General features: G+C 54.0%; 12 protein-coding genes and 1 pseudogene. 4 read left to right on the top strand and 9 right to left on the bottom strand.

The window, feature by feature from the left end; translation table 11 throughout:
* Positions 1 to 50 precede the first annotated feature (50 nt).
* Complete coding sequence (gene traF, locus ACTJJI_RS23280) at positions 51 to 1,310, bottom strand: conjugal transfer protein TraF (RefSeq protein ID WP_153908347.1); 1,260 nt, start codon at positions 1,308 to 1,310, stop codon at positions 51 to 53.
* A 220-nt stretch (positions 1,311 to 1,530) separates the two neighbouring features.
* Entirely contained in the window at positions 1,531 to 2,019 is a 489-nt protein-coding gene (locus ACTJJI_RS23275; protein ID WP_118284003.1) for a cupin domain-containing protein, read from the bottom strand.
* 114 nt (positions 2,020 to 2,133) lie between these two features.
* Between ACTJJI_RS23275 and zur the strand changes: the two genes are divergently transcribed.
* On the top strand, positions 2,134 to 2,646 hold the full coding sequence (zur, locus tag ACTJJI_RS23270) for a zinc uptake transcriptional repressor Zur (protein ID WP_014830285.1): 513 nt from the start codon (positions 2,134 to 2,136) through the stop codon (positions 2,644 to 2,646).
* A gap of 66 nt (positions 2,647 to 2,712) precedes the next feature.
* On the opposite strand, the gene ACTJJI_RS23265 is transcribed toward zur, so the two are convergent.
* From ACTJJI_RS23265 to ACTJJI_RS23245, 5 genes and pseudogenes are all read right to left on the bottom strand, one after another.
* A complete protein-coding gene (locus tag ACTJJI_RS23265) occupies positions 2,713 to 2,922 on the bottom strand; it encodes a CsbD family protein (protein WP_014830284.1) in 210 nt (69 codons plus the stop codon).
* A 49-nt stretch (positions 2,923 to 2,971) separates the two neighbouring features.
* Positions 2,972 to 3,046: pseudogene (locus tag ACTJJI_RS23260) on the bottom strand (hypothetical protein); the annotation flags it as partial.
* Positions 3,043 to 4,380, bottom strand: coding sequence for an MATE family efflux transporter DinF (gene dinF / locus ACTJJI_RS23255; protein WP_014830283.1), 1,338 nt, complete (start codon positions 4,378 to 4,380; stop codon positions 3,043 to 3,045). The pseudogene ACTJJI_RS23260 and the gene dinF, both read right to left, overlap by 4 nt.
* Before the next feature lie 64 nt (positions 4,381 to 4,444).
* Entirely contained in the window at positions 4,445 to 5,053 is a 609-nt protein-coding gene (gene lexA / locus ACTJJI_RS23250) for a transcriptional repressor LexA (RefSeq protein WP_014830282.1), read from the bottom strand.
* Positions 5,054 to 5,161: 108 nt separating this feature from the next.
* Positions 5,162 to 5,530 (bottom strand): diacylglycerol kinase, encoded by a 369-nt coding sequence (locus ACTJJI_RS23245; RefSeq protein WP_063411730.1) that lies wholly within the window; start codon positions 5,528 to 5,530, stop codon positions 5,162 to 5,164.
* A 154-nt stretch (positions 5,531 to 5,684) separates the two neighbouring features.
* Between ACTJJI_RS23245 and plsB the strand changes: the two genes are divergently transcribed.
* The gene (gene plsB, locus ACTJJI_RS23240; protein ID WP_014830280.1) at positions 5,685 to 8,105 is read left to right on the top strand and encodes a glycerol-3-phosphate 1-O-acyltransferase PlsB; all 2,421 of its coding nucleotides are present in this window, start codon (positions 5,685 to 5,687) and stop codon (positions 8,103 to 8,105) included.
* Positions 8,106 to 8,203: 98 nt separating this feature from the next.
* Here the strand turns inward: plsB and ubiA are convergent, their stop codons facing one another.
* Positions 8,204 to 9,073: a 4-hydroxybenzoate octaprenyltransferase gene (gene ubiA, locus ACTJJI_RS23235; protein ID WP_014830279.1), complete on the bottom strand. Its 870-nt coding sequence runs from the start codon at positions 9,071 to 9,073 to the stop codon at positions 8,204 to 8,206.
* Positions 9,074 to 9,085: 12 nt separating this feature from the next.
* On the bottom strand, positions 9,086 to 9,583 hold the full coding sequence (gene ubiC, locus ACTJJI_RS23230) for a chorismate lyase (RefSeq protein ID WP_014830278.1): 498 nt from the start codon (positions 9,581 to 9,583) through the stop codon (positions 9,086 to 9,088).
* A 217-nt stretch (positions 9,584 to 9,800) separates the two neighbouring features.
* Here ubiC and ACTJJI_RS23225 point away from each other — a divergent pair, with 217 nt between their 5' ends.
* Complete coding sequence (locus ACTJJI_RS23225) at positions 9,801 to 11,342, top strand: GPI inositol-deacylase (protein ID WP_262762753.1); 1,542 nt, start codon at positions 9,801 to 9,803, stop codon at positions 11,340 to 11,342.
* Positions 11,339 to 12,451 carry a T6SS immunity protein Tli4 family protein gene (locus ACTJJI_RS23220; protein ID WP_050859527.1) on the top strand — a complete coding sequence of 371 codons (1,113 nt, stop codon included), beginning with the start codon at positions 11,339 to 11,341 and terminating at the stop codon, positions 12,449 to 12,451. Before ACTJJI_RS23225 ends, ACTJJI_RS23220 begins: the two co-directional genes overlap by 4 nt.
* Positions 12,452 to 12,525: the final 74 nt, after the last annotated feature.

Genomic DNA, 12,525 nt, shown 5'->3' with positions numbered 1-12,525 from the left:
CGCTACTATAGCATAAAGAAAAGCCGGAGGCGCAACGCCTCCGGTGCCCTTTAGAACGTCATACTCAACTGCGCCCCGGCGCCCCAGGTTTCATCTTCACCGTACAGCCCCATCAGGTCGACGTGAACCGTGTTAAACGGTGCAAAACCGACACCACCGGTAAAGACGTTACTGTCATTCCCTTTCATATCGGCGCGATAACCCGCACGCACGGCCAGCCAGCTCAGCGGCGTCACTTCCGCACCTACGCCAACATACTGCGAGGTATCCTCGCTTTTAAAGCCCTTGGTTTCTGTCAGATCGCCATCGGCGGTCAGGGTCACGAGATCGTTGTGCCAGGCAGCCCCCGCCGTCACCAGCGGACGGATTTGATAGGTGTCTTTATAGCTCACCACTTCCCCCGTGCGCCCGTTGCGGATGCGAATATCTTTGGTGTCGATATCGCGTGACATCAGGTTTTGCCCACTCACCCCGACCGTCCAGTGTTCGCCGAAATCTGCCGCGATACCCGCATCCACGTTAAAGCCGGTATCGTCTGTCCGGTAGCGGCTGTCGTTCCACTTGTTACTGTCGTAATCGTAAATGGAGGTGGTGTAGTTATAGACCCATGTTTTCTGCAGCTTCGGCGTGACGCCAAGGGAAACCGGGACGCCACCCAGATCGAACTGACGGGCAATCGCAACACCATAATCGGAGACAATCGCCGCACGGCCAGACGCCGTAGAGTTGAGGTTTTTTGTGATTTGATCGGTACCGTTCAGGGCCGCATCCAGTGCAACCCCCGCCGCCACCGCATCACTGTTTTGAATACCGCGCAGGTAGTCAATATCTTGCTGATCGATAGAAGAGCTGACGCGCCCGTGGGCATAGCCTTTCGCCATAAAGGCCACGGAGAGCACATCGTTAGGGATACTCACCGCAATCCCCGCGCCTGCCGTTGCACGTGCAGTTTTGCCCTTGAGATAGTCCAGTTCATCGGCAAGATCTTTTGCCGCGCCCTGGAACTGATCGATTGAGCCCAGCGGATTGGTAATCACTTCAATGGGGGTAAGGCTATCAACCACATCCTTGTAGTGTTTGATTTTGTCGTTGATGGTATCAATCTCATCCTGAAGATTGTCTTCATCCGTTACCTGCACGCCGACGGACGGTAAAATAACCGTCACATCATCGTCCGGTTTTGCCTTTGCCAGCAGCGCGGGGTTGATTAACACCCCGCTGCCATAGCTGCCTGAAGCAACGCCCGTGCCACCCATTGCGTCGCTACGTGATTCTGTCCAGGTATTGGCTGCTCCCGCCTGATTTGCCATAAACAGGGAGACAGCGATGCTAACCACCGAAAATTTAAAATGTTTTTTCACAGTATGCTCGTCTTATTGTCGTTAATAACATCACCCTGTCTGTTATCACCCAAACAGGAACGAACTATTGCTGTGAATAAGTACAAAAAGACCCGCTATTTCCTTAAGTAAAACTCCGGACAGGCCTGTTGTTATTTGTGACGGCCCTCAATATTTATAGAAGAGGAAATTATTTTTTCCCAGGTTTTCCATCGTGCGGCCCAAAGAACTGAGGGGGATGATCAACCCAGCGATCTTCACGCGTGGCGGCATACACCGGATTAAGCGGATAGTAGATCCGGTTGTGCTTCTTGTTCGCCTCGCCAACGACCAGTAATCGCACCTCTTCTTCAGTGTTATTAATAAAGGTATGGCAGACGCCGGTGCCAGCAGGAAACCCTACACTGTCGCCGGGTTCAAGCTTCCACAAATAGCCGTTAATCCAGGCTTCCGGATATCCTTCCAGCACATAGATGAACTCCTCTTCGTCGCTTTCCGCGTGGGGATAGGAGGTTCGACGTCCGGGCGGCAAACGTTCGTGGTGAATACCAATCCGCCGGAGGCCAAGGTGGCGGGCCAGCGGTGCACCGATAGAGAAAAGCTCGTTACTGTCGGGATAGGTTGAATTATCTGGCTCTTCCACATCTCGCCAGTGCCGAATACAGTCAGGTTTTTTCATGGTTAATTTCCCGGTTTGCGATGGGTCAGGTATAGCACAGCCTGGCGGATCTCGGCGTTTTTACCAGAACATGATAAAGTGAGGGTTTCCATCCTATAACATCCGAGGTGCTGAATGGATAAGTCCACAAAAGAGCTGTTAGCGCAGGCAGAGAAGCTGTGCGCGCAACGCAATGTGCGCCTGACTCCGCAGCGCCTTGAAGTATTACGCCTGATGAGCCTGCAACAGGGCGCCATCAGCGCATACGACCTGCTCGATCTGCTGCGCGAAAGCGAACCGCAGGCTAAACCGCCTACGGTCTATCGTGCACTCGATTTCCTGTTAGAACAAGGGTTTGTACACAAGGTCGAATCCACAAACAGCTATGTGCTATGTCATCTTTTTGACCAGCCAACCCACACATCGGCCATGTTTATCTGCGACCGTTGTGGCGTGGTGAAAGAAGAAGGTGCGGAAGGCGTAGAAGATATTATGCATACGCTCGCAGCCAGAATGGGCTTTGCTTTGCGTCATAATGTGATTGAAGCGCATGGTCTGTGCTCAGCGTGTGTCGAAGTAGAGGCCTGTCGGCATCAGGATGAATGCCACCACGACCACTCGATCCTCGTAAAGAAAAAGCCACGCTAATCATAGTAAAGGCGGCTCATGGCCGCCCTCAGGGAGTACTTCCTTGTACTTGCGGGTATTATCCGCTTACCAACGGTAGTCGTTGCGTTTTTCCCAGTCGCCGACTTCTTTTTCAGCCTGGTCTTTCGCGTAGCCGTAACGTTCCTGAATTTTCCCGACAAGCTGATCGCGTTTACCTTCGATGACCGTCATATCGTCATCCGTCAGCTTACCCCACTGTTCTTTCGCTTTACCTTTGAACTGCTTCCAGTTGCCGCCGATTTCGTCTTTATTCATCATCGTGTCCTCATAGTTAAGCGTCGGTTCGTAACGTCCGTTACGTTCTTTTCTGCTGGACGTGATAATAATTGTAGTTAAGGATTCGGCGGTTTATTTCATATTCGGAATCTTTAACCGTCACGATATATCGTGACGGGAAGGAAGCCAGGTATTGTTTTGCCAGTGACGGTACCAGATAAAGCCCAGCGACACCCCCCGCAATGCGAGAAAGACCGCCAGAGAGAGCCATAAGCCATGGTTACCCAGCCAGGGGAGCGTCAGTAACGTCAGGGCAAAACCAGCCGCCGCCACCGCCATGCTGTTACGCATCTCCGCACCTCGCGTCGCGCCAATAAACATGCCGTCCAGCAGGTAACACCAGACCCCCACCACCGGCAAAATGACCTGCCAGATGAGGTAATGGCTTGCCAGCTCGCGCAGTGCAGGAAGGGAGGTCAGTAACGCAATAATCTGTTCGCCAAAACAGGCGTAAATCAGCGCAAACACCAGCGCCACCAGCCCCGACTGCCGACAGGCCGCCCGCCAGACATCCCGCAGCTGACCACTTTCACGTGCGCCATATGCCTGGCCGGAATGCGCTTCGACAGCATAGGCAAAGCCATCCAGCGCATAGGCGGTAAAGGTCAGCAGCGTCATCAGAACGGCATTCACCGCAACGATGTCTGGCCCAAGCCGTGCGCCAAAGACCGTCAGTGCGCCGAAGCAGAGCTGGAGCAGCAAGGAGCGCAGCATAATGTCGCGATTGAGCGCCAGCAGCGTGCGAATATTACCGCGCCATGCGCTCTTCAGCAGCGCAAGAGAGATCCCGCGCATGACCAGCACCCGCCAGACCATCCACAGACCGAGGATAAACGTCCCGTATTCAGCAATCGCCGTCGCCAGTGCCGCACCCTGCACATTCATATGCAGGCCCATCACCAGCCAGAGATCGAGCACGATGTTGAGGAGGTTGCCTACCACCAGCAGGATCACGGGCGCGCGGGCGTACTGCACGCCGAGTAACCACCCCAGCAGAACCAGATTGGCCAGCGACGCGGGCGCGCTGAGCCAACGAATTTCAAGAAAGCGTCGTGCCTGCTCCAGTACCGCTTCGCTGCCGCCAACGATATGCAGCGCCAGGTCAATCAGTGGGGTACGCAATATAGCGATTAACGCGCCGGCCCCAAGCGCCAGAATTAACGGCTGAACCAGCGCACGCGCCAGACGCAAAGGATCTTTAGCACCGTACGCCTGCGCCGTGAGCCCGGTGGTACTCATGCGCAAAAAAAGCAGGAGCATAAAAAGGAAGCTGGTCGCCGTCGCGCCAATCGCCACGCCGCCCAGATAGATGGGTGAATCAAGGTGACCAATAACTGCCGTATCCACCAGCCCCAGCAGCGGAACGGTGATATTGGAAAAAATCATCGGCAGTGCAAGACGCCACAATGCCTTATCGGATGCCGTCAGCAGTGACATGAAAAAATACCGGGAGTGGATAAGGGATCAGGCCACGGCGGATCCGTAGCCTGTCAGGATGAGATTACAGCCATTCTCCATTGCGAATAACCCCTACCGCCAGCCCCTCGATAGAGAAGTTTTGCTCGCGCAGGTCAACCACAATGGGGGAAAACTCGCTGTTTTCCGGCAACAACTGGACGGTATTGCCCTGTTTTTTCAGACGCTTAACCGTCACTTCATCATCGATGCGTGCCACGACAACCTGGCCGTTACGCACGTCTTGCGTTTTATGCACCGCAAGCAGATCGCCGTCAAGAATACCGATGTCTTTCATGGACATACCGCTTACGCGCAGCAGGAAATCCGCGCTCGGTTTGAACATGCCAGGATCAACCTGGTAGTGGCCTTCGATATGCTGTTGCGCCAGCAGAGGTTCACCTGCAGCGACGCGGCCTATCAGCGGAATGCCTGTCTCTTCTTCCACCAGCAGGCGGATACCGCGTGAAGCACCCGATACAATTTCAATCACGCCTTTACGCGCCAGCGCTTTCAGGTGTTCCTCGGCAGCGTTCGGAGAACGGAAGCCCAGACGCTGAGCGATTTCCGCACGCGTGGGTGGCATACCCGTCTGGCCGATATGATCCCGGATGAGATCAAACACCTCTTGCTGCCTGGTCGTTAACGCTTTCATTCCGCCCCCTGGGTGTATATACAGTTATGCTGTGAGTATATACAGTCAAAGGCGATTTTGGAACCAAAAACTGCACAAAAAACCAGGGACTTAATTATTCCTCGAGGCTCATCGGAAATGTGACCAAAGCAGCGTGACCCAGGTAATAGCTGCAGTAATAATCGCCAGCAACACGGCAGCAGACCCCATGTCTTTCGCCCGGCCAGAGAGCTCATGGAAATCAGAGCCGATACGGTCTACAACGGCCTCAATAGCGCTATTAAGAATTTCCACTATCATCACCAACAGCACGGAGCCGATCAGAAGCACGCGGGTAATGGCATCAACATCAAGGAAACAGGCGATAATCACGGCGACAATTGCGGCGATGCCCTCCTGGCGAAATGCGGCTTCGTTGATCCACGCGGCACGGAAACCTTTCCAGGAATAGCCGGCGGCTTTGATGATTCGGGTTAACCCAGTGGTATTATTGGCCATTAAAAGAACCTTTTATGAAAAAGAGCGTCAGTAACAGAAGGTGCAGCGTGTTGCGCTGCAGCCTGAAGTATGACGGGTAACAACAGAAATTTTGCGCGCTTTCTGTTATCCTTGCGCCGCAATTGCATTATTAACCAGAGGCTTTACATCGTTTATGTCCGGCTGGCCACGAATTTACTACAAATTACTTAATTTACCATTAAGCGTCCTGGTAAAAAGTAAGTCTATCCCAGCAGAACCCGCGCTGGAATTGGGGCTCGATACGTCGCGCCCTATTATGTATGTTTTGCCTTACAACTCGAAGGCAGACTTGCTGACGCTTCGCGCCCAGTGTCTGGCGCATGACTTACCTGACCCGCTTGAACCGTTAGAAGTCGACGGTACGCTGTTGCCGCGATACGTATTCATTCACGGTGGGCCACGCGTGTTTACCTATTACACGCCAAAAGAAGAGTCCATTAAGCTGTTCCACGACTATCTCGACCTGCATCGCAGCAATCCCGATCTGGATGTGCAAATGGTGCCCGTTTCGGTGATGTTTGGTCGTCGCCCGGGCCGCGAGAAAGGGGAAGAGAATCCGCCATTGCGCATGCTCAATGGCATTCAGAAATTCTTCGCCGTCTCCTGGCTGGGACGCGACAGCTTTGTGCGTTTCTCCCCTTCCGTCTCGCTGCGCAGAATGGCGGACGAGCACGGCACCGATAAGATCATCGCGCAAAAACTGGCGCGCGTGGCGCGCATGCATTTCGCTCGTCAGCGTCTGGCCGCCGTGGGACCGCGTCTTCCGGCACGTCAGGACCTGTTCAACAAGCTGCTGGCCTCCAAAGCGATCGCCCGTGCCGTTGAAGACGAAGCGCGCACTAAGAAGATTTCTCACGAAAAAGCACAGCAGAACGCTATTGCGCTGATGGAAGAGATCGCCGCGAACTTCTCCTATGAGATGATCCGTCTTTCTGACCGCATCCTTGGCTTCACATGGAACCGCCTCTATCAGGGCATTAACGTCCATAACGCCGAGCGCGTTCGCCAACTGGCGCATGACGGCCATGAAATTGTTTATGTGCCCTGCCACCGCAGCCACATGGACTACCTGCTTCTCTCGTATGTGCTTTATCACCAGGGGCTGGTGCCTCCGCACATCGCGGCCGGTATCAACCTGAACTTCTGGCCAGCAGGCCCGATTTTCCGCCGTCTGGGGGCTTTCTTTATTCGTCGTACCTTTAAGGGCAACAAGCTCTACTCTACCGTGTTCCGCGAATATCTGGGCGAGCTGTTCAGCCGCGGTTATTCCGTTGAGTACTTCGTGGAGGGGGGACGTTCACGCACCGGCCGTCTGCTGGACCCGAAAACCGGCACGCTGTCGATGACCATCCAGGCAATGCTGCGCGGCGGTACCCGTCCGATCACGCTGGTACCCATTTACATTGGCTACGAGCACGTCATGGAAGTGGGGACTTACGCCAAAGAGCTGCGTGGGGCGACCAAAGAGAAAGAGAGCCTGCCGCAGATGCTGCGCGGTCTGAGCAAGTTACGCAATCTCGGCCAGGGCTACGTGAACTTCGGCGAGCCAATGCCGTTGATGACGTACCTGAACAACCATGTCCCTGAGTGGCGCGAGTCTATCGATCCTATCGAAGCGGTGCGTCCGGCCTGGCTGACGCCAACGGTTAACGGTATCGCGGCTGAGCTGATGGTGCGTATTAACAACGCCGGTGCCGCAAACGCCATGAACCTGTGCTGTACGGCACTGCTGGCGTCACGTCAACGCTCGCTGACCCGTGAACAGCTTACGGAGCAGCTGGATTGCTATCTTGACCTGATGCGCAACGTTCCCTATTCGGTGGATTCAACCACGCCTGCCAGCACGGCGAGCGAGCTGATCGACCATGCGCTGCAGATGAACAAGTTTGAAGTCGAGAAAGATACGATTGGCGACATCATCATTCTCCCGCGCGAGCAGGCGGTGCTGATGACCTACTATCGTAACAATATCGCCCACATGCTGATGCTACCGTCGCTGATGGCGGCGATCATTACCCAGCATCGCCGTATTTCTCGTCAGGAGCTGCTGCGTCATGTAGAGACGCTCTATCCGATGCTGAAAGCAGAGCTGTTCCTGCGCTGGAGCAAGGATGAGCTGGCGATTGAGCTGGATAAAATGACTGAGGAGCTGCGTCGTCAGGGGCTGATTACCGTCGTTAACGATGAGCTGCATATCAATCCGTCACGCTCCCGTACGCTGCAACTGCTGGCGGCGGGTGCGCGTGAAACGCTGCAGCGCTACGCCATCACCTTCTGGCTGCTGAGCGCGAACCCATCCATTAACCGCGGTACGCTGGAGAAAGAGAGCCGGACGCTGGCGCAGCGTCTGTCCGTTTTGCACGGCATCAACGCCCCGGAATTCTTCGACAAAGCGGTCTTCAGTTCACTGGTACTGACGCTGCGTGATGAAGGGTTCATTAGCGACACGGGCGATGCCGAGCCGGAAGAGACGCTGAAGGTGTATCAGATGCTGGCAGAGCTGATTACCTCCGACGTGCGTTTGACGATTGAGAGTGCGACGCAGGGCGAGTGATGTGAAAAAGCCGGGTGGCGGCTTCGCCTTACCCGGCTCACAATCTGACGCTTCATATCATGCAGGCCCGGTAAGCTTCAGCGTCACCGGGCTTTTTTTTAGCCAAAATAGCTCATCGCCAGCCCCAGAAACAGCACCAGGCCCACGTAGTTATTATTCATAAACGCTTTAAAACAGGCATCACGCTCACGCTTTGCGATCAGCTTCTGCTGGTAAGCAAACAGCAGTCCCGCCACCAGCACTGACCAGTAAAACTCCCAGTTCAGCCCGTTCAGGCGGCCAATCGCCACCATCAGTGCCAGCACGGCAATCTGCAGGATACCGATAATCAGCTTGTCGTGACGACCAAACAGAATGGCGGTCGATTTAATGCCAATTTTCAGATCGTCGTCGCGGTCTACCATCGCATATTGCGTGTCGTAAGCCACAGCCCAGAGAATGTTCGCCAGGAACATCAGCCAGCAGCTCAGCGGTACCGACTCACTGACCGCCGCAAACGCCATCGGGATCGACCAGCCAAACGCCGCGCCCAGCACCACCTGCGGCAGATGAGTATAGCGTTTCATAAACGGATAGACCCAGGCCAGCGCGAGAGCCGCAACGGAAAGCAGGATGGTCATGGTGTTGAGGGTTAACACCAGCAGGAAGGAGAGCAGCACCAGCACGATGAACAGCACCCGGGCCTCTTTCTCTGTGACCTGCCCGCTGGGTAACGGACGATTGGCTGTCCGTTTCACATGTCCGTCGAATTTACGATCGGCGTAGTCATTGACCACACAGCCCGCCGCACGCATCAGCCAGACACCGGCCACAAACACGCCCAGGATCCACAGCGGTGGAACGCCCGGCGTCGCCACCCATAGCGCCCATAATGTCGGCCACAACAGCAGTAGCGCGCCGATGGGTTTATCGGTACGCATTAAGCGGTGATAGGCCAGCAGCTTGTTCTGCGTCAGGCTCCACTCCATTTTTTCTTCCTCTCAGTACAACGGCGATGCCGGTAAAAAAAGCTCCGTCAGTATTAACGGTTTACCGCTCAGGCGAAGACGGGAACGACGTCCCAACAGTTCGGCATCGCGACCAATCTCGATAAAATCCCGGGTAAGTTCAGACGAAGTGAAAAGGTACCGCCCGAGCGGGGTATTTCCCAGCCGTTGCAGTGCCAGCTCTGGCCCGGAAAGGGTGGATTCAGGCACCACCGTTCGCCCGGCGAGCCACGGCTCACCATCCGCGCAGAGCAAAATTTCACGCAACCAGTAGCGTGCTTCTTTTGGCAACAGCGGCAGTTCACTGGCAATGTCAGCGGAAGTGACAAACCCTTCCTGAATCATCGTCACCGTAACCGTCTTGCCCTGTTGCTCAAAACGTTTAGTCATGGAATCTTCCAGCAGCAACCAGTCAAGCTGCTGCGGGTCAAGCGCAGGTATTTGGTCAAAATAGCGCAGCGCACGCAGTTGCGTTAGCGCGGGGTGTGACATGCCGGACTCTCCGATACATAACGTAAAAGCATTGTATCGCAGATTGGCAAAATGAGGACGGACAAACAAAATTTAACGATCACTATCGCAACAGGGGCGCAACAAGGCGGGAGAAATGTTCGTGGCAGCAACAGCAGAACTTGATTTTGGTTAAGTATCGCGCGGATAAATTGTGAGCTAATGCAGCTCTTGGGAAGGAATATCAGAAACTTAATACATGGATGACAATAAAAATAGCCCCCCTAATCGGTCTTATCATCGTCCCATCTGGGATGACGATGGCACGTTTCATTATAAGCTTGTTCCTCAGCCAAAGGACAAAAACCACACGTCGGTTTGCCTTGTGCCGCCTGCAAAAGTGATCCCGGTGATTTTTATTCCTGGGGTGATGGGGTCAAACTTAAAAAATGAGGATGGTGAAGTCTGGCAGTTCAGTGCAGCTTCGCTCGTGAAATTGCCATTAGCCAATGCAAAAAAAAGAAAGCAACTGCTTGATCCGACGACCACCGTCGTCGATGACTCCGGGGAAATTTTAAACGACGGTGCGGATGGCAAAAAATTCCCGTCCCGTCGCGCCCGCGGATGGGGAAGTGCGTTTTACATGAGCTACGGAGAGGCGCTTGACCGGCTGCAATATCTGCTCAGCGACGACGATATCCTGATGGATAATTACTTTCGGGAGACACAGTTGCAAACGGCACGGCAGCGTTTTATCGGTGTCAGAATCGGTGACGAGCCTCAGGAGCAGGTGCTGAGCGAAGAAGAAGTGGCTCACGGGCACAAGTTCTTATTCCCGCTGCACGTTTTTGGTTACAACTGGCTGCAATCGAATGCGGACTCTGCGGCGTTGCTGGGCGAATATATCCGTAAGGTGCTGAGTGCGTACCACGGACGCCTGGCAGTCAACAAGGTCATCCTGATCACCCATTCGATGGGCGGACTGGTCGCCCGCCATTACTCGGAAAATATGGGCGGACAAGACTCAATCCTGGGCATTGTACACGGCGTTATGCCGGATCTCGGCTCACCGGCAGCTTATCGCCGCATGAAGATCGGTGAGCGTGGCATCACTGGAATGATTATCGGGGACAGTGCAGAAAAGCTGATGCCGGTGCTGGCACAGTCTCCCGGTCCGTTACAGCTTCTGCCGGGCATGGCTTATGGTCCGGGATGGCTGAAAATCAACAGTAAAGAGACTCAACTTTCCCTCCCGGTGGCCGATCCGTATGAGGAAATTTATCTAAACAAAACAGCCTGGTGGCGGCTATGTGAGCAGGATTTGCTGCTGGATGATACCAGAGTCGAATGGAATAAATATGAGAAAACAATAAGTAATATCGTTAAAAAATTTATTGAGAAGTTAAACGGCAAATACCACCCCCAGACCTGGCTATTTTACGGAGCCAGCAAATGCAACCCGTCCGATGGGTTCCTGACATGGGAAGAGCGGATCCCCCAGAGCGTCAAGGAAGCGCAGAGGTACAGGATGAATGCAGGTAACTCTTTTGAACTGTCCCCGTTAAGGTCCCATCAACTAATTTCATCCGCAAGCCCCGGCGATGGGACCGTGCCGATCACCTCCGTCTACACCTCCTCTTCACGTATTCAGGGCGTCCTGGCGACAGATGTCGATCATGAAGGAGCTTATGCTGTCGATCCTGTCGATCGCTCCCGCTCGGTATACAGCGATCTCTCCGACGCACTGGTATTCACGGTTCGCTCGGTGGTGAAAATTGTGCAGCAGGTTCCCGCCCCATGAAAAAAGACACCTCCCCCCTGATTGTCACGCTGACGCTCCTGTTGCTGGCGGCAGGATATTACATCCATAACTATGTGACATTCGTGCATGCGCCCCCGGCGTTAACGAACAAGGAAAAACGTATGGTTAATACCCTTTTTGCCACCACCAAATCCCAGTGCGTGGGGCGCTATGTGTTCGAGGTTCCGGCCTCATTCGAAAATACCCTGACTGACCGGGCACAGATTAATGAGATCCGCATCAGCAGCAAGCGGCTCTACCGCCCGGCATTTGAGCAGCGTATCCGGTTGCGGGAACAGAAACTGAAAAACAGCGCTACCGTGGACCCTGTAGATCAGCCATTTCTCAAGCAGATATACAAGCTGAGTGATAATGCTGTCATTTTTGACCGTAATGAAAATGAGAGTGTGGCGGGATTTGGGCGCGTTCTGGAGGGTCATCTCTACGTTGACGGAGTGGCGTTTATCCTCATGCAGGAGATTACCGATTATTCTGATCCGCGCTTCGCTAAAGAGCGAGCGTTTTATCTGCGCAAGGAGGCGGGAAGACCTGACTGGATGGCGAATGATAAACCTCAGAAACTGGCGGAATTACAGGACCTCATGTCCCGGCTGAGCGGACGGCAGAATGAGGATATTCCTTCCGTGCCCGGCACCTGTATTCCGCAAGGGTTTATCCGCGACGGAAACGGCAAGCCTAAGGAAGATATTACCTTTGTATATCCACATAACCCGGTCTTTTCCCTGTCGGTTTCCACTAATACCTATCTTGGCGATCCAGCGAGTATGCTGGAGCGAAGTGATGAGATTCAGCCCTACCTGACCCGGATCAATGCGAAGACTCTGCGTAAGGCAAAAACAGAAATTGCAGGATTTGAGGCTGATGAATGGCTCAATACCGCACCATCAGAAAAATCTCCGGGCAACCCGTCCGGGCAGTTGCTTTTTAACGTGATAGCTAATGAAAAAGTGGTCGATTTTCGGCATCCAATTATCGATGTGACAATGAGCAATCATACCCTGCCCCCACCGGATTACAGCGACGCTGAACTGGTGGAAATCTGGGATCGCATCATTCGTTCTTTCCGCGTCAGGGATAATGCGTTCTGAACAGATTGCCCCTGAGTAGTGGCCAAAAAAAGTGCGCCCGTTAGGGCGCACTAAACTACTAACAAAATCAGCAC

Origin of the sequence: Enterobacter sp. 22466 (assembly GCF_052044775.1) — a bacterium.
Classification (GTDB): domain Bacteria; phylum Pseudomonadota; class Gammaproteobacteria; order Enterobacterales; family Enterobacteriaceae; genus Enterobacter; species Enterobacter dissolvens.
The sequence above is the reverse complement of the archived record's forward strand: the minus strand, read 5'-3'. Positions and strand labels throughout refer to the sequence as shown.

Bases quoted from the DNA above. Each gene is read 5' to 3' on its own strand.
- lexA (WP_014830282.1), bottom strand. From the start codon at position 5,053: ATGAAAGCGTTAACGACCAGGCAGCAAGAGGTGTTTGATCTCATCCGG.
- ubiA (WP_014830279.1), bottom strand. From the start codon at position 9,073: ATGGAGTGGAGCCTGACGCAGAACAAGCTGCTGGCCTATCACCGCTTA.
- traF (WP_153908347.1), bottom strand. From the start codon at position 1,310: ATGGCAAATCAGGCGGGAGCAGCCAATACCTGGACAGAATCACGTAGC.
- zur (WP_014830285.1), top strand. From the start codon at position 2,134: ATGGATAAGTCCACAAAAGAGCTGTTAGCGCAGGCAGAGAAGCTGTGC.
- ubiC (WP_014830278.1), bottom strand. From the start codon at position 9,583: ATGTCACACCCCGCGCTAACGCAACTGCGTGCGCTGCGCTATTTTGAC.
- plsB (WP_014830280.1), top strand. From the start codon at position 5,685: ATGTCCGGCTGGCCACGAATTTACTACAAATTACTTAATTTACCATTA.
- ACTJJI_RS23275 (WP_118284003.1), bottom strand. From the start codon at position 2,019: ATGAAAAAACCTGACTGTATTCGGCACTGGCGAGATGTGGAAGAGCCA.
- ACTJJI_RS23220 (WP_050859527.1), top strand. From the start codon at position 11,339: ATGAAAAAAGACACCTCCCCCCTGATTGTCACGCTGACGCTCCTGTTG.
- ACTJJI_RS23265 (WP_014830284.1), bottom strand. From the start codon at position 2,922: ATGAATAAAGACGAAATCGGCGGCAACTGGAAGCAGTTCAAAGGTAAA.
- ACTJJI_RS23225 (WP_262762753.1), top strand. From the start codon at position 9,801: ATGGATGACAATAAAAATAGCCCCCCTAATCGGTCTTATCATCGTCCC.
- dinF (WP_014830283.1), bottom strand. From the start codon at position 4,380: ATGTCACTGCTGACGGCATCCGATAAGGCATTGTGGCGTCTTGCACTG.
- ACTJJI_RS23245 (WP_063411730.1), bottom strand. From the start codon at position 5,530: ATGGCCAATAATACCACTGGGTTAACCCGAATCATCAAAGCCGCCGGC.